The sequence below is a fragment of the Saccharothrix sp. NBAS 001 genome, assembly GCF_056640475.1.
Window position 1 is genome coordinate 1,508,345 of record NZ_CM153251.1, and the last position, 17,157, is coordinate 1,525,501.

Here is a 17,157-nt window from a genome sequence, read left to right on the forward strand (position 1 = left end):
GGTCAGCCCCGGTGCTCCAGGACGTGGTCGGCCAGCCCGTAGGCGACGGCCCCCGCCGCGTCGAACACCCGGTCCCGGTCGGTGTCGTGGCGCAGCTCCGCGACGCCGTGGCCGGTGTGCGCGGACAGGATCTCCTCGAACTGGGTGCGCACCCGCACCACCTCGTCGGCCTGGAGGATCAGGTCGGGGATGGTGCCCCGGCCCTGCGCGGCGGGCTGGTGCAGCACGACCCTGGTGTGCGGCAGCACGAAGCGGTGCCCGGCCCGGCCGGCGGCCAGCAGCACCGCCCCGGCCGCGACGGCCTGCCCGATGCACGTGGTCACCATGGGTGCCTTGATGTAGCGCATGGTGTCGTACAGCGCGAGCATCGCGGACGGGTCGCCGCCCTCGCAGTTGATGTACAGGTTGATCTCGCGGTCCGGGTTGTCCGCCTCCAGGTACAGCAGCTGGGCGATCAGCGCGTTGGCCACGCCGGAGTCGATCGCGGTGCCGAGGTAGACGATCCGCTCCGAGAGCAGGTGCGAGTAGACGTCCATGATCCGCTCGCCGCCGATGCCGCGGGTGATCACGTTGGGGATGGTGTAGGTGCTCACGCGCGTGCTCCCGTCGCCTTGCCGAGCCCGAGTTCGTGCCGCCGCACGGGCACCACCTCGCCGAGGTCGCGCACCACGTGGTCGATGAACCCGTAGTCGACGGCCTGCGCCGTGGTGAACCAGCGGTCGTGCAGGGAGTCGGTGAAGATCTGCTCGATCGGCTGGCCGGTGTCCTGCGCGATGAGCCCGAGCACGGTGTCGCGGGTGTGCCGCAGGTCGTCGGCCTGCACCTCGACCTCGACCGCCGAGCCGCCGATCCCCGCCGATCCCTGGTGCATCAGGATCCGGGCGTGCGGCAGCGCGTACCGCTTGCCCGGCGTGCCGGCGGAGAGCAGGAACTGGCCCGCGCTGCACGCCAGCCCGAGCGCGAGCGTGGACACGGCGCACGGCACGAGCCGCATCACGTCGCGGATGGCCAGCATCGCGGGCACCGAGCCGCCCGGCGAGTGGATCCACAGCGCGATGTCCTTGTCGGGGTCCTCGGCGGCCAGGGAGAGCATCTGGGTGGCGAGCACGGTCCCGTTGTCGTCGTCCAGGCCGCCGTCGAGGACCAGCACCCGCTGACTGAGGAAGCGCTCCCGCAGCCGGTGGTCGAACAGCGGCTGCCTCTCGTTGTTGGTCATGCCCCGACCATGCCGCCCGGACGCCGCCGCCGTCCGCCGTCGCTGCTGTGAGCGGATCAGCCCACGGCAGACGCCCCCGCCCCGACCGCGCGGTGGCGCACCTGCCCCCAGACCGCGCGCGTGGCCAGCGACCCGACCACCAGGACGGCCACCAGGACCAGCGCCCCGACGTCGGTGACCAGCGACGGCAGCACCCCGACGACCCCGAATCGCTCCCGCGCGGCGGTGGACACCTCCGGCGGCACCAGCCACACCCCGGCCGCCTGGGTCGCGTTGACCACCAGCACCAGCCAGAACAGCCGCCGGTCGGGTCGGCGGCGCAGCGCGAGCACCCCCAGCGCGTTGCCGACCAGGTAGAGGCACCCGACCGCGCGGAACCCGACCAGGAACCCCGGCACCTGCTCGGCCGCGGCCCCCGGTGCGGCCCCGGCGAGCAGCATCATCCGCGTAAGCGTCTCCTCGTCCACGACGACGAACGCCTGCAACGCGGTCCCCACCGTGAACAACACCGACGCGGCTCCGGTCAGGACCAGCAGGAACGACGTCAAGCGCCCCGGCCGCACGGCCGCCCCCTCGCGTGTGGACAACACGACACCCCCCGATATCGGCAGAACCCCGCTGCGAGCATCGCCCAGGTCGGGCCGGCCGGGATCCGGGAACTACCCTGAACCGCCCCTCGGCCCTACCCTGAATGGCGGGACGCCGCCTGCGCCTGTCGACCGAGGCCGTGTAACTTGCCGGCGTGCGACGTGAACGTGACGAAACCTCTGTTATGGGCGGGGTGCCGACGGTGGTCGAAGCGGGTGGGAGCGACGGGCCCGGGGAGTTGGCGGCCGTGGTCGAGCGCGCCTACCGGCTCATCCTCGGCCGTCCCGGCGATCCGGACGGGGTGGCGCACTACGTGGCCGCGCTCGGTGCCGGTGAGACGACCGTCGCCGACGTGTGCGCGAGCCTGGCCGCCTCGGAGGAGTTCGGCCGACGGCTCGCCCCGGACGTCGCGGACACCGAGCGGATCGCGGAGCCGGGCGACGAGCGCGATCCCGACCTGATCGACGTCGCCGAGCTGATCGCCACCGTCACCGTCGAGGAGTTGGCCGAGCGGGCGGAAGGCTACTTCCGGGCCGTGGAGGAGCCCGACGTCCTGCTGACCAAGCCGTTCCGGGACGCCGCCGACGCGGCCGACCTGCTGACCACGTTCGGGCAGGTGCTGCGCGGTCTGCGGCCGTTCCCCGGCCTGCGGGTGCTCGACTTCGGCGCGGGCACGTGCTGGACCAGCCGCTACCTGACCCGCCTCGGCTGCCGGGTGGTGGCGCTGGACGTCTCGCCCACCGCGCTCGAACTCGGCCGCCGGCTGTTCGCCGAGCAGCCCGTGCCGGGGGAGCAGCCGGAACCGGAGTTCCTGGTGTTCGACGGCCACCGGATCGACCTGCCGGACGCGAGCGTCGACCGGATCCTGTCCTTCGACGCCTTCCACCACGTGCCCAACCCGGCCGAGGTGCTCCGGGAGATGGCGCGGGTCCTGCGCCCCGGCGGCATCGCCGCGTTCTCCGAGCCGGGCGATCGCCACTCCGTGCAGCCGCAGTCGCAGTACGAGATGCGGCACTACGGCGTGATCGAGAACGACGTGGTGATGGAGGACGTGTGGGAGTGGGCGCGCGCCGCCGGTTTCACGGACCTGCGGCTGTGCCCGGTCGACACCGCGCCGGGCTGGGTCGACCTCGACACCTTCCGGGCGGTCGTGGCCGGTCGGGGGGAGGGCGCGCACTTCCTCGACCTCACCCGCGCCGCGATCGACGGCCGCCGGATGTTCGTGCTGCGCGTGGCGGGCGAGGAGGTGCCGGACAGCCGCGAGCAGCAGGGCTTGACCGCCGACCTCGCGCTGGACGGCGTGCGGATCACCAGGACGGGTTCGGCGACCACCGTCACCGGGACGTGCCGGGTGCACAACACGGGCGAGCGCGTGTGGCTGCCGTCCGACGCGGGCGTGGGCGGGGTCCGGCTGGGCGTGCGCCTGCACCTGGCCGACCTCACCGTGCGCGACCTGGAGCGGATCGCGCTGCCGGGCGGCGGGCTGCGCCCCGGCGAGCACGTCGAGTTCCCGGTGCGCGTGGAGGTCCCGCCCCGGCCCGAGGGGGTCGTGTCGGTGGAGTTCGACCTGGTGAGCGAACGGGTCTGCTGGTTCAGCCTCAACGGCGCGCCGGTCGTGGAACTGCCCCTCCGGGACTGATCCGGTCCACTGTGGACTGTCGGTGGCGGCGGTCTCGTGCCGCGAGCGCACCGAACCGGGAACGGGCAATCGCCGTACAGCGCGTCGGCCGGTCGGCTACCGTCGGGTGATCTGTTCGTGCCTGACGCTGGAGGTCCGGGTGGACGTCGCCATCACCGTGTCCGATGCCGCCGACACCGCCACCGGTGACCCGGGTGCCGTCGACGCGGGTGCCGAGATCCGGTCGTTGTTCCGCTGGCTGCGCGGCGACGACGACGTGCCGGGCAGCACCGTGCGCCTGGTGCCGGTCCCGCCGGGTCCGGAGGAGATGGGCAGCGCGAGCGACGTGCTGATGGTGGCGCTGGGTTCCGGCGGGGTCGGGGCCGTGCTGGCCCGTGCGGTGAGCGTGTGGGTCCAGCACCGCACGTCGGACCTGAAGCTCACCTTCCGGGGCAAGAAGGGGACCGTCCACCTGGACGGGAAGAGGATCAAGGACCCGGTCGCGATCGTGGAGGCGCTGCGGAAGGCCGCAGGGGAGTAGCGGCGGCGCTGCCGGGCCCGGCGCGCGGTTGCCCGAGGGTCGGCGGCAGCGGCACCGTCGGACGGTTGCCGTTGGTGCGCAACGCTTCCTGGCGAGCGGCTCAAGCCCGGCGGCGATCGTTCGGGCTCGACCAGTCACCGGCGGTGCTGGGCGATGGCCGCCGCGGGCGGGCTGTTCGAGACCGAGGGCTCGGCCGAGACGACCGAGTCCCGGTGCCACCGGAGCGTCGACGCCGGCTGCGGGCTCGGCGTGGTCGACCTGGCGCGGCTCCCGGCCGGGCGGGACGACTCGGACGAGGCCGCGCGTCCGCCGAGGCGGGGCGGCGGAGGCGGAGTACCGCGAGGACCGGGCCCGGGATCGACCGGGGTGGTTATCCGAGTGCTCCGGACGGCCCGCTGCGCTACCTTGCCGACTTGTGGCTGATGTGGCGAGGCACCACGACCTGTCCGGTTTCTGGGCCGTGACCAGTGGTTTTTTCTGCGCGGACCCGGTGTTCCACACGATTGCGGTCGCCGCCGTGCACCGGCGGCTCGACCAACCCGACCCGGCGGACCGGCCGCCGCTGCTGGTGACGGTGACCGAGCACGGCGAGGTCGTCGCGGCGGCCCTGTGCACGCCGCCGTGGCCGCTGTCGGTCAGCGGCGTGCCGGTGCGGTGGGCGGACGTGGTCGCCGAGGAGTTGGCGGACGTGGAACTGCCGGGCGTCGTCGGGCCGAGGGTCGAGGCGGCGGCGTTCGTCCGGGCGTGGACCGAACGCACCGGGTGCGACGTGCGGGAAGCGATGTCGATGCGGCTGTTCCGCCTGGCCGAACTCGCCGCGCCGACCGGGATCCCCGGCACGTTCCGCCTGGCCACCGAGGACGACCTCGACCTGTTGTTCCGCTGGTACCTGGACTTCGAGCGCGAGTCCGCGCCGCACGAGCCGGACGAGGAGTACGCCTGGACCTACCTGCGCGGCACGCTCTCCTTCGGCATGGGCCACGTCCTGTGGCTGCGCGACGGCGAGCCGGTGTCGTGGGCGTGCGCCGGTCGGCCGGCGCACGGGATGTCCCGCATCGGCCCTGTTTTCACGCCGAAGGAGCACCGCCGCAACGGCTACGCGGCGGCCGTCACGGCGGCGTGCGCGCGGTGGGCGCTCGACGCGGGAGCCGAGCACGTGGTGCTGTTCACCGACCTGGCCAACCCGACGTCGAACTCGATCTACCGGCGGATCGGGTTCCGGCCGGTGTGCGACGCCGCCGAGTTCGCGTTCACCCCGCCCGAGCCGGCCAGGTCGTAGCGCGCCGACCGGACACGGGCGTGCACGTTGTGCGTTCGCCGCGCTGCCGGGAAGGATCAACGCATGAGTGCCGCCGAACTCACGCCGGAGGAGGTCGCCCACTGGGCGCTCCAAGCCGGTCTGCCGGCTCCGATCGGGCAGCTCGACCTGGTCACCACCACGGCCAACCACATCCACCGGGTGGTCGGCCTGCCGCGCGAACTCGATTTCGGCACGACCGCCCGGGAGATCGCGGCGGGCCGCCACCGCGGCCCGTTGCACGGCATCCCGATGGCTCTCAAAGATCTCGTCGACGTGGCCGGAACGCCCACCACCGCCAGTTCCCGCGTGCGCGACCGGCACGTCGCCGGCCGCGACAGCGCGGTGGCGGCACGGCCGGCGCACGCCGGCGCGGTGCTCCTGGGCAAGACCCACACCCACGAGTTCGCCTACGGCCTCACGACACCGCAGACCAGGAACGCGCGGCACGCGGACCGGCTCGCGGGCGGTTCGAGCGGCGGTTCGGCGGTGGCGGTCGCGGCCGGCTCGGCGACCTTCTCCCCGGGCACGGACACCGGCGGCTCCATCCGGGTCCCGGCCGCGCTCAACGGCGTGGTGGGCCTCAAACCCACCTACGGGCTGGTCCCCCTGGACGGCGTGACGTCCCTGTCCCGGTCGCTGGACCACGTCGGCCCGATCACCCGCACGGTCGAGGACGCCGGACTCGTGCTCGCCGCGCCGGTGGGCAAGACCTCGTCCGGCCCCGCGAGCGGGCGCGGCGAAGCGGGCGGGGACCTGGCCGGGCTGCGCGTGGGCGTTCCGCGCAACCACTACTTCGACCGGGTCGCGCCGCAGGTGGCCGACGCGGTCATCGGGGCCATCACGCGCCTGTGCGGGCTCGGGGCCGTGCCGGTCGACGTCGAAATCCCGCTGACCAGGTACATCCAGGCCACCCACTGGGGTCTCATGGTGCCCGAGGCCACCGCTGCCCACGAGCGGGCGCTGCGCGCGACCCCCGAGCTGTACGGCCCGGAGGTCCGCAGCGACCAGCAGGTGGTGCGGTGGCCGGACGGCTCGGTCGAGAGCGTGCCCGACACGTACGTCAGGCTGTCCTCGCCGGCGAACATCACCGGCGCGGTCGCTGCCGGTCGGCGTGGGCGGCGACGGCCTGCCCATCGGTCTGCATCTGATCGGAAGACCTTTCGACGAAGCCACCGTGCTGCGCGTCGGCCGGCTGTACGAGACTGTCCACGGAGGACCGGACGTCGGGCGTCCGGCGACGTTCTCGCGTTGACGTGGCACGGTCTTCGACCGCACCGCACGCCCTCGCCATCCGCTACGGCCGGGCGGTCGCCGGAACCTGGCCGCCGGACGCGGGGATCCGCACGGACTTGACCAGCAGCCAGGCGATGAACGAGATCTCCGCGATCGCCGCCGGGGTCATCGCGAACGGTGAGAGGCTCGCGCCGAAGTCGGGCGCGAGGAAGCGCGCGAACACGTCCACGAGGTGGCCGCAGCAGCCGATCACCACCAGCACGCCGAGCACCTTGGGGAAGTAGCCGGACTTGACGACCAGGTAGCCCAGCGGCAGCAGCCACAGGCCGAAGTACGTCTGGGCGATGAGGTAGCCGTCGTGCTGGAGGCCGGCGAACAGCGCCGTCAACCGGTCGGCACCGGTCGCGCCGAAGGCGTCGGCGTAGTCGCGGCCGGTGGCGATCGCCAGTGCCGCCTGCTGGTTGAGCAGGTTCAGGCTCTGCATCGCCACGCTCACCGCCACGAACGTGACCATCGCGGCGGCGGCCACCCGGTTGACGTGCTTGAGCAGCAGGTACAAGGTCATGCCCGTCAGCAGGAAAGCCGCGGCACCGACCAGTTCGGCGATGAACCCGATGCGGTACAGGGTGGCCGAGGCGGCGATGCCGTCGGCGGTGGTGGCGGCGTCGCCGGAGACGACGGTGGTGTTCACGACCCCGGCGAAGGTCGTGAGCACCGCGACGACCAGGTACAGCACGCCCGCGATCCGCGCGAGCTTCCTCGGCGCGGTGGTGGCGCGTCCTTCGAGGTCGGGTCGGGCTCTCACGCCGACCGCCCGGCGTGGGCGAGGGCCGACGGGGTCAGCCGGCCGACGATCGCCGGGGCCTCGTGGATCAGCGCGTCGTCCACCACGGCCTCGACCATGAACAGGGCGTAGTCGACCCGACGGGTCAGGTTGCCGGCCAGCACGGGATCGCCGACGTGCCTGCTCCACACCGGCAAGCCCTGGCTCTCGCCCTCTTCCAGGTCGCTGCCGCGCACGACCGTCCACCTGGTGTCGCTGTCGAACACCCGGCGGCACGCGTCGACCTGGTCGTCCACGTCCACGACGCCGGCCAGCTTGGCCAGCCGCCCGAAGACCGCCGCGTACAGCTTGAAACGGCGCGAGTACACGTCCTTGCCGTCACGGGTGATGTGCCAGCCGCAGGAGAACACCAGCCGCGCGCCGGGACGGGCGTAATCGAGCACGGCCTGGGCCGTGCCGGACGCGTAGTGGTTGCGCCCCCACGGCACCAGCACGGTGAGCACGGCGTCGCACCCGTCCACGGCCCGCGCGATGACCGCGCGGTCGTCGGTCGCGCCGGGGACCACCGTGATCCGCCCCTCGAACTCGGCGAGCTTGCCCACGCTCTGCTCCCGGCACACCCCCACGACCTCGTACCCGCGTTCCAGCGCGTGCGCCACGAGGTAGCGCCCGAGCTTCCCGGACGCGCCCACCACGCACACCCTCCGGCCCGCCCCCGGCTGCCCGGTTCCGTCCACACCGATCGGTTCCACGACGTTCCTCCCTGCCTCGACCCTTACGTCGTAAGGTACAACCTTGCGGTGTAAGGTTGTCAAGCAGCGCAGCCGTCCGGACAGGAGAACCGCGTGCCCACCGAGTCGGCCGACCCACCTCGCCGCACCACGCTCGGCAAGGAGGTGGTGCTGCGCACGGCGGTCGAGATGGCGGACGAGGCCGGTGCCGGCGTGCCGAGCATGCGCAAGCTCGCCGAACGGCTCGGCGTCGAGGCCATGTCGCTCTACCACCACTTCCGCAACAAGGACCTGATCCTCGACGGCATGGTCGACCTCGTCTTCGGCGAGATCGAACTGCCGTCACCGGAGGTCGAGTGGTGGACCGCGATGCGGGAGCGGTCGGTCTCGATGCGCGGCGCGCTGGTCCGCCACCCGTGGGCGATCAGGCTGATGGACTCGCGCGCGAACCCCGGCCCCGCGACCCTGCGCCACCACGACGCGGTGATCGGCAGCCTGCGGGCGGGCGGCTTCTCGCTGTCCGGCGCGGCGCACGCGCTCTCGGTGCTGGACAGCTACGTCTACGGGTTCACGCTCCAGGAGATGAGCCTGCCGTTCGCGTCGACCGCCGGGTTCGAGGACGTCGCGGGCTCGATCCTGGAGCAGCTGCCGCGCGACGAACTCCCGCACCTCGCCGAGATGATCGCCGACCGCACCCGGAAACCGGGGTACGCCTACACCGGGGAGTTCGACATCGGGCTCGACCTGATCATCGACGGGCTCCAGGCCCACCGCGAGAGCTGGCGCTGAACCACGTCCGCCGCGCCGTCACGGGAGTTCGGCCGGCCCGCCCGGCATCGGCGCGAACGGCCAACGCCCCCCGGCTTGCTCCGCGATGGTGCGCGGCACCGCCGTGGGCGCCGGTCCGCCGGGTTCGTGGCCTCGGCGGTCACGCCTCCCGGCCGCGGAACCGGTCGGCGAGGTGGCTCAGCGCCGCCTGGTCGCTCCCGGTCCGATGCCGCAGCTCGCGGTCGCCCAGCCACTCGCCGACGTAGTGGATCAGCACCGGCATCCGGGCCGCGACCGAGTGCGACAGCACGCCGGTGACCTGCGGCGGTTCGGCGGGCTCCGGGTGGGACAGCGCGGGGTGGGCACCCGCGGACTCGTGCAGGACCACGTCCACCGCCGGGTGGTCGGCGTCGGCGAGTCCACCGCGCACGGACCGCAGCGCGTTGCCCAGCTCGTCGACCTTGCCGCGCTGCACGCCGACATCGGTCAACTGCTCGTCGCTCAGCTCGCGGGCCTCGCGGACGACCTGCCGCAGCAGCTCGAACTCGTCCTTGCGCAATCGGAGGAGATCACCCTCACCGGGAAGTTCCCGACCCTCAGAGGTCATCGAAGTAGTCCCTTCCTTGCTTCGGCGTGAACACGCTGCCGCCGTCACCGTCCTCGATGACCACGGCGTCCTTGTCCGGATCCCAGTACGCCACCCGGCCGTTACCGGGGTATTTGACCTCCACGTTCGGTACTTTCCGGTCGAGCACCCCGTCGACGTAGTGGACGAGGTCGTCGGGGCGCACCCCGCGCACGTAGTGGTCGCCCCTCCCGTCGACCGCCCGCCGGTCCGCGTGTTCGACGATGGTCCGCGCGGTCGGTTCCACCTCCACCTTGTCCCGCGAGTCGGTCTCCAGCGGGCGTTCCTCGCGCAGCGACCACGCCGCGGTGCTGTCACCGGGTCGCGGCGCGCCCTCCGACCGCCGGTCCGCCTCCGGTAATCGCTCCGGCGGGTCCGGGTGGCCGCTGTCCGCGCTCCGGTCCGCGCTCATCGGTCACCCGCCGTCTGCTCGGTGAGCTTCAGCGCCGTCAACGGCCAGGTCGTGCCCAGGCCCAGGAACCCGGTGACGGCCAGGAACCGGCGGTCCGGCGGGTGCAGCCGGCTGAGCTTGGCCAGCGCCGACTCGTGGACCGGCGGCGCACCCGCGCCGACGATCACCGAGTCGTCGGGCAGCCAGCTGTCCGGGTGCGCCTCCAGGTCCGCCAGCTGCTCGCCGGTGGTGTCGCCGGTCAGGTGCAGGCCGCGCTCGGCCCAGCGCGCCGTGTCCGGGTGCCGGCCGGCGTCCGGACCGGCCTCCACCAGGGCGCGCACCACGTCGAACCACCGGTAGCGCCCGGCCTGCCAGCGCACCTCGGACCCGTCGCACGACGTGGTGCCGGCGCGCAGGGTGGCGAGCGCGGCACCCGCCACGTGCTCGGCGAGGGACTCGGGCTGGTAGTGCGCGGCGAGCCCGCCGTACCTCACGTCGATCGCGGCCTGCACCCGGTGGGCGACCGCGCACTCCAGCGTCCGCGCGTCGACCCGCGCGACCAGACCGGCCAGCCACGCGCGCTCCGGCCGGGGCGCCGGGCGTCCCACGAGGTGGGCCACCACGAGCAGTTCGATCCACAGCACCACGCGCGGGTCTTCGGCGACCGTCGCGGCGGAGTCGATCTCCCGCAGCACGCACGGCCGTGACCGGCACGCGGGACCGCAGGCCGCGCTGCGCGTCCGCCGGATCGCGATCTCCGCGCCGGCACCCCGCTTCTCCCGGGTCTCGCCCAGCGGCACGGCCACCCGCACCGGCCGGTCCATGCCGTCGGCGAACACCACGGCCCGTCCCGGCGGCAGCGACACGACGTGCCGGGACTGGGCCTCGTCCAGGTTCATCGTCGCCCCGACGGCGGCGCGGTCGTCGTCGGCGGGCAGCCGGTGGACGATCTTGAGCGCGGTGTTCTTGACGACGTCCGGGACGATCTTCGACGGTATCTGCTCGGCCACCACGATCCCCTCGCCGTACGCGCGGATCTCGGCCAGCAGGGAGGTGAACAGGTCCACCGCGTGCGCGGTGGAGGACCCGGGTTCGGCGCGTTTGAGCAGCCGGTGCGCCTCCTCCAGCACGGTCACGTGCCGCAGCCCGCCCGCGCCGGGGGAGCGCCGGGTGCGCAGGTGCTCGTGCAGGCGGATCAGCACGGCGCCGATGAAGAACGCCTTGTCCTGGTCGTTGCCGATGTCCTCGATCTCCAGGACCACGTTGCGGCGCAACAGGTCCTCGACGTCGAGCGGGTGGCCGCCCTCGAAGAACAGGCCGGGCGTGCCCAGCCGCAGCGCCCCGATCCGCACGTCGATGAACCCCTTGACGTTGTCGGTGACCTCCTTGCCGTAGCCGATGCCGTCGACCACCTCCAGCGCGGTGCGCCGCAGGTCGGCCAAGGTGGGGTGCCTCGGCGTCACGCCCGGCAGGCGGGACCCGCCCAGCACGGTGTTCCAGCCCAGCTCGGTGTAGCACCGGTGCAGCGCCTGCCCGAGCACCTGCGGGAACGGCTCCTCCGCCTCGAACGCGGCCAGGAACAGCGCCCGCACCAGGTCGATGTGGGTCTGCACGGGGAAACCCGGCTCCGGCTCCAGCGGGTTGAGCCCGACCGGGACCGCGTCGGGGTCGCCCGGCCGGATCACCGCCACCGGGGCGTCGCCGATGCGGCCCGCCATCGCCGCGTACTCCGCCTTCGCCGGTTCCACGACCAGCCACGGGACACCCGCGTGGTGCAGCTGCTCCAGCAGGTGCCGCACGGTCTGCGACTTGCCCGACCCGGTGGCCCCGACGACCAGGGTGTGCCGGTTCAGCGTCGCCTCGGGCACGGTGAACGGCCCGACGTGCTGGTCGGCGTCGTCCAGCACCGCGCCCAGCCCGGTCGACCCGCTGGTCTCCGGGGTGAGGTCGAACCCGGCGACCTCGGTCAGCCGGACGCCCGGCAGCTCCCGCTTCGGCGGGCGCGCCAGGGCGGCCACCAGCTCGCCGCCGGCGGTGAACGGCGAGTCGGCGGTGGTCGAGGCGAGCGCCCGTTCGAACGGCTCCGCCCGGCCCGCCGCGCCGAGCACGTAGGGCAGCTCGTCCAGGTCGCTCGCGCCGGACAGCAGCGCCGCGCCCCGGCGCGCCGACACCTCGTCCAGCCCGCCGACCAGCACGTGCACCCGCCACGCGCCGGTCGCGCGCACCCGGGACAGCTCCCGGTAGCGGCCCTCGGCGCGGTGCAGGGCGATCCGGCTCGACTCCAGCCGGACGTCGCGGCGCAGCGGCGGGATCGCCACGTCCAGCCTGGACAGCTCGTCGTCCACGTCCTCGACCGGCAGTGGCTCGGCGACGGTCAGCCAGACGAACGCCTCGCCCAGGTGCGCCACGCTGTCGTCGAAACCGCCGCGCGCCGGGGACCGCCGGCCGTCCGCCGGGCCCCACAGCGCGTCGAACCGGCCCGGGCAGCGCACCCAGCTGCGGAACCGCCGCCAGGTGTCCACGACCTCGTCGCCGGCGACGACCTCCGCCGTGCTGCCCGGCGGGTACCGCACGGGCACGACGTCGCCCGGGGCGCCGATCCGGGTCGCCGGGGGGAAGTCCGGCCGGCCGCCGAACAGCACGTGCACCCTCGGGTCGCCCGGCACCCGGTGCCACGCCGCGACGAGCACGCCGTGGCCGACCAGCCCGGCGTGCGCGGCGGTCAGCGCGGCGAACAGGTGCGCCGGGACCGGGTCGGCCTCGGCGGTGCGGCGCGGCGCGGACCGCAGCCGGAGGAACCGCACGCCGTCGAGCAGGCCGGGGTCAGCCACGTCGGCGTCCCACGTCGGCCGGGGGACCGCCGATCACCCGGGGCAGCAGCGCGATGCCGGGGTTGCAGTCGGCCAGCAGCACCCGGCGGCCCTGGTCCCCGTGCTCGACCAGGATGAACGCCGTCTGCGGGAGGCTCTGCACCTCGACGGGCTCGACGGTGAACTCGTACACCCGGGATTCGGTGGTGCCGGTGCTCTCCGAGGTCGCGACGGAGTGGTTCACGGTCTGCTGCCAGGTGTCCGCCCTGGACACGGCCACGCCCTCCGACGTGCCGCCGCTGCCGGCCTTGACGTCGAACCACTTCGCGTCGGCGGGACGGCTGCGGTGCCGGCCGGAGTTGGTCGAGGAGCTGGTCTGCGCGCCGGAGGTCTCGGCGCGCCCCTCGGTGAAGCTCTCGCCGACCTGGCGGGTGATCTGGCTGACCCGGAAGGTGTGCTCGCGGCCGATGAACTCCGCCGCGGCCTTGGCCTCCTCGTGGTTGCCCAGGCGCATCAGGATCGTCGTGCTGCCGGCGCCGCCGAGCAGCCGGGTCAGGTCGTCGCGCAGGCGCTCCATCATCAGCACCAGCCGCACGCCCGACCGGCGGCTCTGCCGGATCAGCGCCTCGACACCGGCCACGCCCACCCGGTCCGCCCCGGCCAGGAACACCACCGGCCGCTCGGCGGTGTCCGGGCGCGTCCGCAGCGCGTGCAGCACGCGCTCGACCAGCACCCGGTCGAGGAAGTCCTTGCGGCGCGGGTGGGTTCCGCCGGTCGCCAGCACGGTCAGCCCCGGCCCGGACCACGGCACGGGGTCACCGGCCGGCTCGGCCCCGGCGAGCAGGTCGACCAGGCCGGTCAGCGTGTGCATCGCGTCGGCGACCCGGTCCGTGCCGCCGACGGCGTCGATCCGGTCGGTCAGCCGGCGCACCTCGGCCCGGCTCAGCGGGACCTCAGGGTCGTAGTGGCCGCGCACCACCCGCAGCCCGGCCGCGAGCCGGGTGAAGGTGATCGGCCCGTCCAGGCAGCCGGTGACCGCGCCGAGCACCGCCGCGTCGACCACCCTCAGGTCGACGGCGTCGGCGGACCGCATGGTCGCCACCGCGCCCGCCACGACCTCGGCGGCGTCGTCGGGGTCCAGGCCCCGCAACAGGGTTCCGTCGTCCCGGGTGAGCGAGAGGTCGGCCACCGGCTGCCCCACCACCGCCGCGAACGCCGCGAGTTCGCCGGCGACGCGGCGTTCGCTCAGGTCGACCACGAGCACCGAACCGCCCGCGCGCAACAGGGAACTGCCCGCGGTGGTGACCAGGCTGGCCCAGCCGGCCCCGGTGCCGCCGAAGACCTCCACCCGGTCGGTCGACGCGGTCAGCCGCAGGGGCAGCCACTCCTTGGCGAGCCCGCGGCCGCGCATCGCCTCCTCGCGCGCCGCCACCCCGGCGCGCCACGCGCCGATGCGGTGGCGGAACTGCTCGAAGCGGAAGTCGCGGTCCTGGCCGGCCGCGCGCAGCAGCGACCTGGGCACCAGCACCTGCCGGACCAGGACGGTCGCCAACCCGACCACCAGCCACCCGGCGAGCGCGGCGTCGACGGCGACGGCGGACGGGATCGGCAGCGCCCAGCCTGCCAGCGCCACGGCCCCGACACCGGAGGCCAGCCAGGGCAGTTGCCACAGCCTGCGCCGCCGCACTTGCCAGGCCAGCGCCACCTCGTCCGGCTCGCGCCACTTCGGCGGCGGCTCCGGGGCGGCGGTGAACTCCGGCAGCGGCGCGAACTCCCACCCCCACCGCTCGACCCCGGTGAACAGCCCCCGGACGAGGGCGGGGGCGTCGCGCAGCGCCAGGGGGGACGCGTTCGGGGACAGCCGGATCGTCTCCGCGTCGTCGAGGTCCCCGTGCGCGCTTGTCCCCGACGGCGGTACACCGATCACCGGTGATGTCTCCCTTCACCTGCTTTCGGCTCACTCGGGACATAGTGGCAAGCCGGTGCGGGAATCAGGGCACAACTTGATGGGATAGCGCGGACCTTCACCCGTTCGGGCCTCGTTTTTCGGCCTACGGTGTCCGGTTATTCGACGTGTCGTGATCACACCGACCGTATTCGTGCGGGGCTTGCGACTTCTGTGTTGCCGCAACCGATCGGTGTTGTATCGACACGACTGTCCGGCGTACGGGAATGCCGCGCAAAGGGCGGTACCGGCTGCAACTCCGAACCGCGGGAAGCACGTCCCGCGAGGGTTGCTCGAATTCCCCGGGACCTGTCCGTAGTGCGACTATTCGTCGGCAAAAGCACTGCGCGGTCCGGCGCGCGCGGAAATTGCCGACCGCGCGCGGGGCGCGGTCGGCACCGCGCCCCGCCGGCCCGTGGTCAGGCGGGGAGCGGCTCGGGGGTCCACTGCGCGGGCACGGCGGCCAGGCCGGTCCGGGCGGCGACGATGCCCCCGACGATGGCGCAGGTCGTGTCGCTGTCGCCGCACGCCGACGCGGTCGCCCACAGGGCTTCCGGCAGGTCGTCCAGGTGCCGGGCGGCGCACCACACGGCGTAGGGGACGGTGTCGGGGGCGGAGAGGCTGCTGCCGTTGCCCAGGGTTCCGGCGGCGTTCCTCGGGTCCAGGGCGAACCGCATGCGTGCGGCGCGGCGCAGGCCGGTGGCCACCTCGCTGTCCGGCGTGTGGTCCAGGACGGCGGTGATCAGGTCCTCGGGGCGGACGCCGTTCGCCGCCACGGCCGCCGCGACGGCCACGGCGATCGCGCCGGCTTCCGCTTCCGGGTGCGCGTGCGTCACCACGGCCTGTTTCCCGGCCTGCTCGACCACGGCGGGCAGATCGTCGGCGAACCACACGCCCAGGGGCGCGACGCGCATCGCCGCGCCGTTGCCCCACGAACCCAGGCCGTCGAACACGCCGGCGGTCACCGTGCGCCAGTCGGCTCCGTCGTGGATCGCCCGGAGCACCTGGTGCATGGAGCCGCCGTACTTGCGGTGCGGGTCTTCCTGGTAGGCCGCAGCGAACGCGCGCGCCAACGCGTCCTGGTCCACCTCGCCGAACTCGCGCAGCACGTGGACCACCGACCGCGCCATCGCGGTGTCGTCGGTCCACGGCCACGGGCCCTCGACCAGGCGGCGCTCGGCGACGGCCTGCGCGCGCGTGCGGGCAGGGTAGGAGAACCACTGCTCACCGAACGAGTCACCCAAGGCCAAGCCGCGCAACGACATCTCGTAGTCCACGCGGTCATGGTCGTTATCGCGGCGGACGACCGCAATTCCATTTGGGCCCGCTCACGCCCTCAGCCGGACGGGCAGCCTGATCGCGCCCCGGATGTTGCGGGACGGGAGCCGTTCCACCGGGCCGGACAGGTGCACGTCGGGGAAGCGCTGGAGCAGCAGGCGCATCGCGGTGGCGGCTTCGAGGCGGGCCAGGCCCGCGCCGACGCAGTAGTGGATGCCCGAGGAGAACGACAGGTGGTCGCGCGCGTTGGGGCGGTCCGGGTCCAGGGTCCGCGGATCGGGGAACACCTCCGGGTCCCGGTTGGCGCCGCCCAGCAGCACCACGACCATCGCGCCCGCCGGCAGGTCGACGCCCTCGACGGTCACCGGTTCGGTGGCGGCGCGGACGGTGTACTGGACCGAGGAGTCCCAGCGCAGGACCTCCTCGATCAGGTTCGGCGCGATGTCGGGGTCCGCCAGGAGCCGCCGGCGCGCGGTGTCGTCGGTGAGCAGGACCAGGGCCGCGTTGCCGATCAGGTTCAGGGTGGTCTCGTAGCCCGCCAGCATCAGCAGTTCCACGGTCGCCAGCAGGTCTTCCCGGGCCCAGCCGGTCTCGCCCCCGTGCGCCTGGATCACGCCGCTGACCAGGTCGTCGCCGGGGTGGCGGCGGCGTCGGTCGATCAGGTCGGTGAAGTACGCCTCCACGTCCACCAGGGTTTCGCGCACCCGCCTCAGCTCCGCCACCGACCGCACGCCGTCGAGGGTGGGGCCCAGGACGGCGCCCCACCGGGTGAACCTCGGGTAGTCGACCGACTCGATGCCGAACAGCTCGCAGATGATGCGGATCGGGATGCGGGCGGCGAACTCGTGGACCAGGTCGGCTTCGTCGCGGCCGGCGAAGTCGTCGAGGAACCCGGTGATCACCTTCTCCACGGTGGGCGTCAGCTCGCGCATGGCGCGCGGCGTGAACCAGGGCGCGACCGCGCGGCGCAGCCGGGTGTGGCGCGGCGGGTCGAGGGCGATGAACGAGTCGTCCACGGGGTGGACGGGCCGGCGGCCCTTCGCGTCGCGCAACAGCATCTTCATGTCCATCAACGCGGCCCGCGTGTCCACGCCGAACCTCGGGTCGCGCAGGATCGCGTCGCCCACCCGGTGTGACGCGGTGACGTGCAGGCCGAGCCTGCTGCGGCTGAGCGGGCCCTGCCGGCGCGCCTGCTCGTAGATCGGGTACGGGTCGGTGCCGGGCTTGGCCGACACGACCCTGGCCAGCGGGTCGCCCTGCCACGCGCGGGTGCGCGTGACGGCGTCGAAACCGAGCAGCATGGCCCGGAGTTGCAGCGTGCGCATGGCG

Annotated in this window: 16 protein-coding genes; 5 read left to right on the forward strand and 11 right to left on the reverse strand. The window is 73.7% G+C overall.

What is annotated here, in order from left to right:
• Positions 1-2 precede the first annotated feature (2 nt).
• The 3 genes from AC0HI0_RS06560 to AC0HI0_RS06570 are packed head-to-tail and all read right to left on the reverse strand — an operon-like array spanning position 3 to position 1,803.
• Positions 3-593 (reverse strand): ClpP family protease, encoded by a 591-nt coding sequence (locus tag AC0HI0_RS06560; protein WP_480931350.1) that lies wholly within the window; start codon positions 591-593, stop codon positions 3-5.
• Entirely contained in the window at positions 590-1,216 is a 627-nt protein-coding gene (locus tag AC0HI0_RS06565) for a ClpP family protease (protein ID WP_480931351.1), read from the reverse strand. Before AC0HI0_RS06565 ends, AC0HI0_RS06560 begins: the two co-directional genes overlap by 4 nt.
• Positions 1,217-1,272: 56 nt before the next feature.
• The gene (locus tag AC0HI0_RS06570; RefSeq protein ID WP_480931352.1) at positions 1,273-1,803 is read right to left on the reverse strand and encodes a hypothetical protein; all 531 of its coding nucleotides are present in this window, start codon (positions 1,801-1,803) and stop codon (positions 1,273-1,275) included.
• Between the two features lie 194 nt (positions 1,804-1,997).
• On the opposite strand from AC0HI0_RS06570, the gene AC0HI0_RS06575 reads away from it, so the two are divergent.
• The 4 genes from AC0HI0_RS06575 (at position 1,998) to AC0HI0_RS06590 (ending at position 6,616) form a co-directional block, all read left to right on the forward strand.
• Positions 1,998-3,443, forward strand: a complete 1,446-nt coding sequence (locus AC0HI0_RS06575; protein ID WP_480931353.1) for a methyltransferase domain-containing protein — start codon at positions 1,998-2,000, stop codon at positions 3,441-3,443.
• 106 nt (positions 3,444-3,549) lie between these two features.
• Positions 3,550-3,963, forward strand: a complete 414-nt coding sequence (locus AC0HI0_RS06580; RefSeq protein WP_480931354.1) for an effector-associated constant component EACC1 — start codon at positions 3,550-3,552, stop codon at positions 3,961-3,963.
• Between the two features lie 415 nt (positions 3,964-4,378).
• The gene (locus AC0HI0_RS06585) at positions 4,379-5,242 is read left to right on the forward strand and encodes a GNAT family N-acetyltransferase (protein WP_480931355.1); all 864 of its coding nucleotides are present in this window, start codon (positions 4,379-4,381) and stop codon (positions 5,240-5,242) included.
• A 63-nt stretch (positions 5,243-5,305) separates the two neighbouring features.
• Positions 5,306-6,616 (forward strand): amidase, encoded by a 1,311-nt coding sequence (locus AC0HI0_RS06590; protein ID WP_480931356.1) that lies wholly within the window; start codon positions 5,306-5,308, stop codon positions 6,614-6,616.
• On the opposite strand, the gene AC0HI0_RS06595 is transcribed toward AC0HI0_RS06590, so the two are convergent.
• A complete protein-coding gene (locus AC0HI0_RS06595; RefSeq protein WP_480931357.1) occupies positions 6,558-7,301 on the reverse strand; it encodes a DUF4386 domain-containing protein in 744 nt (247 codons plus the stop codon). The genes AC0HI0_RS06590 and AC0HI0_RS06595 overlap by 59 nt on opposite strands.
• A complete protein-coding gene (locus AC0HI0_RS06600; protein WP_480931358.1) occupies positions 7,298-8,032 on the reverse strand; it encodes an NAD(P)-dependent oxidoreductase in 735 nt (244 codons plus the stop codon). The genes AC0HI0_RS06595 and AC0HI0_RS06600 overlap by 4 nt, the downstream gene beginning before the upstream one ends.
• A 93-nt stretch (positions 8,033-8,125) precedes the next feature.
• Between AC0HI0_RS06600 and AC0HI0_RS06605 the strand changes: the two genes are divergently transcribed.
• Complete coding sequence (locus AC0HI0_RS06605; protein ID WP_480931359.1) at positions 8,126-8,800, forward strand: TetR/AcrR family transcriptional regulator; 675 nt, start codon at positions 8,126-8,128, stop codon at positions 8,798-8,800.
• A 139-nt stretch (positions 8,801-8,939) separates the two neighbouring features.
• Here AC0HI0_RS06605 and AC0HI0_RS06610 read toward each other — a convergent pair whose 3' ends face one another.
• The 6 genes from AC0HI0_RS06610 to AC0HI0_RS06635 form a co-directional block, all read right to left on the reverse strand.
• Positions 8,940-9,386 (reverse strand): hypothetical protein, encoded by a 447-nt coding sequence (locus AC0HI0_RS06610; protein WP_480931360.1) that lies wholly within the window; start codon positions 9,384-9,386, stop codon positions 8,940-8,942.
• Positions 9,376-9,816 carry a hypothetical protein gene (locus AC0HI0_RS06615; RefSeq protein WP_480931361.1) on the reverse strand — a complete coding sequence of 147 codons (441 nt, stop codon included), beginning with the start codon at positions 9,814-9,816 and terminating at the stop codon, positions 9,376-9,378. The genes AC0HI0_RS06610 and AC0HI0_RS06615 overlap by 11 nt, the downstream gene beginning before the upstream one ends.
• Entirely contained in the window at positions 9,813-12,626 is a 2,814-nt protein-coding gene (locus tag AC0HI0_RS06620; RefSeq protein WP_480931362.1) for an ATP-binding protein, read from the reverse strand. The genes AC0HI0_RS06615 and AC0HI0_RS06620 overlap by 4 nt, the downstream gene beginning before the upstream one ends.
• A complete protein-coding gene (locus AC0HI0_RS06625) occupies positions 12,619-14,532 on the reverse strand; it encodes a hypothetical protein (protein WP_480931363.1) in 1,914 nt (637 codons plus the stop codon). The genes AC0HI0_RS06620 and AC0HI0_RS06625 overlap by 8 nt, the downstream gene beginning before the upstream one ends.
• A gap of 437 nt (positions 14,533-14,969) precedes the next feature.
• Positions 14,970-15,827, reverse strand: coding sequence for an ADP-ribosylglycohydrolase family protein (locus tag AC0HI0_RS06630; protein WP_480931364.1), 858 nt, complete (start codon positions 15,825-15,827; stop codon positions 14,970-14,972).
• Between the two features lie 51 nt (positions 15,828-15,878).
• Positions 15,879-17,153: a cytochrome P450 gene (locus tag AC0HI0_RS06635; protein WP_480931365.1), complete on the reverse strand. Its 1,275-nt coding sequence runs from the start codon at positions 17,151-17,153 to the stop codon at positions 15,879-15,881.
• Between the last annotated feature and the right edge of the window lie 4 nt (positions 17,154-17,157).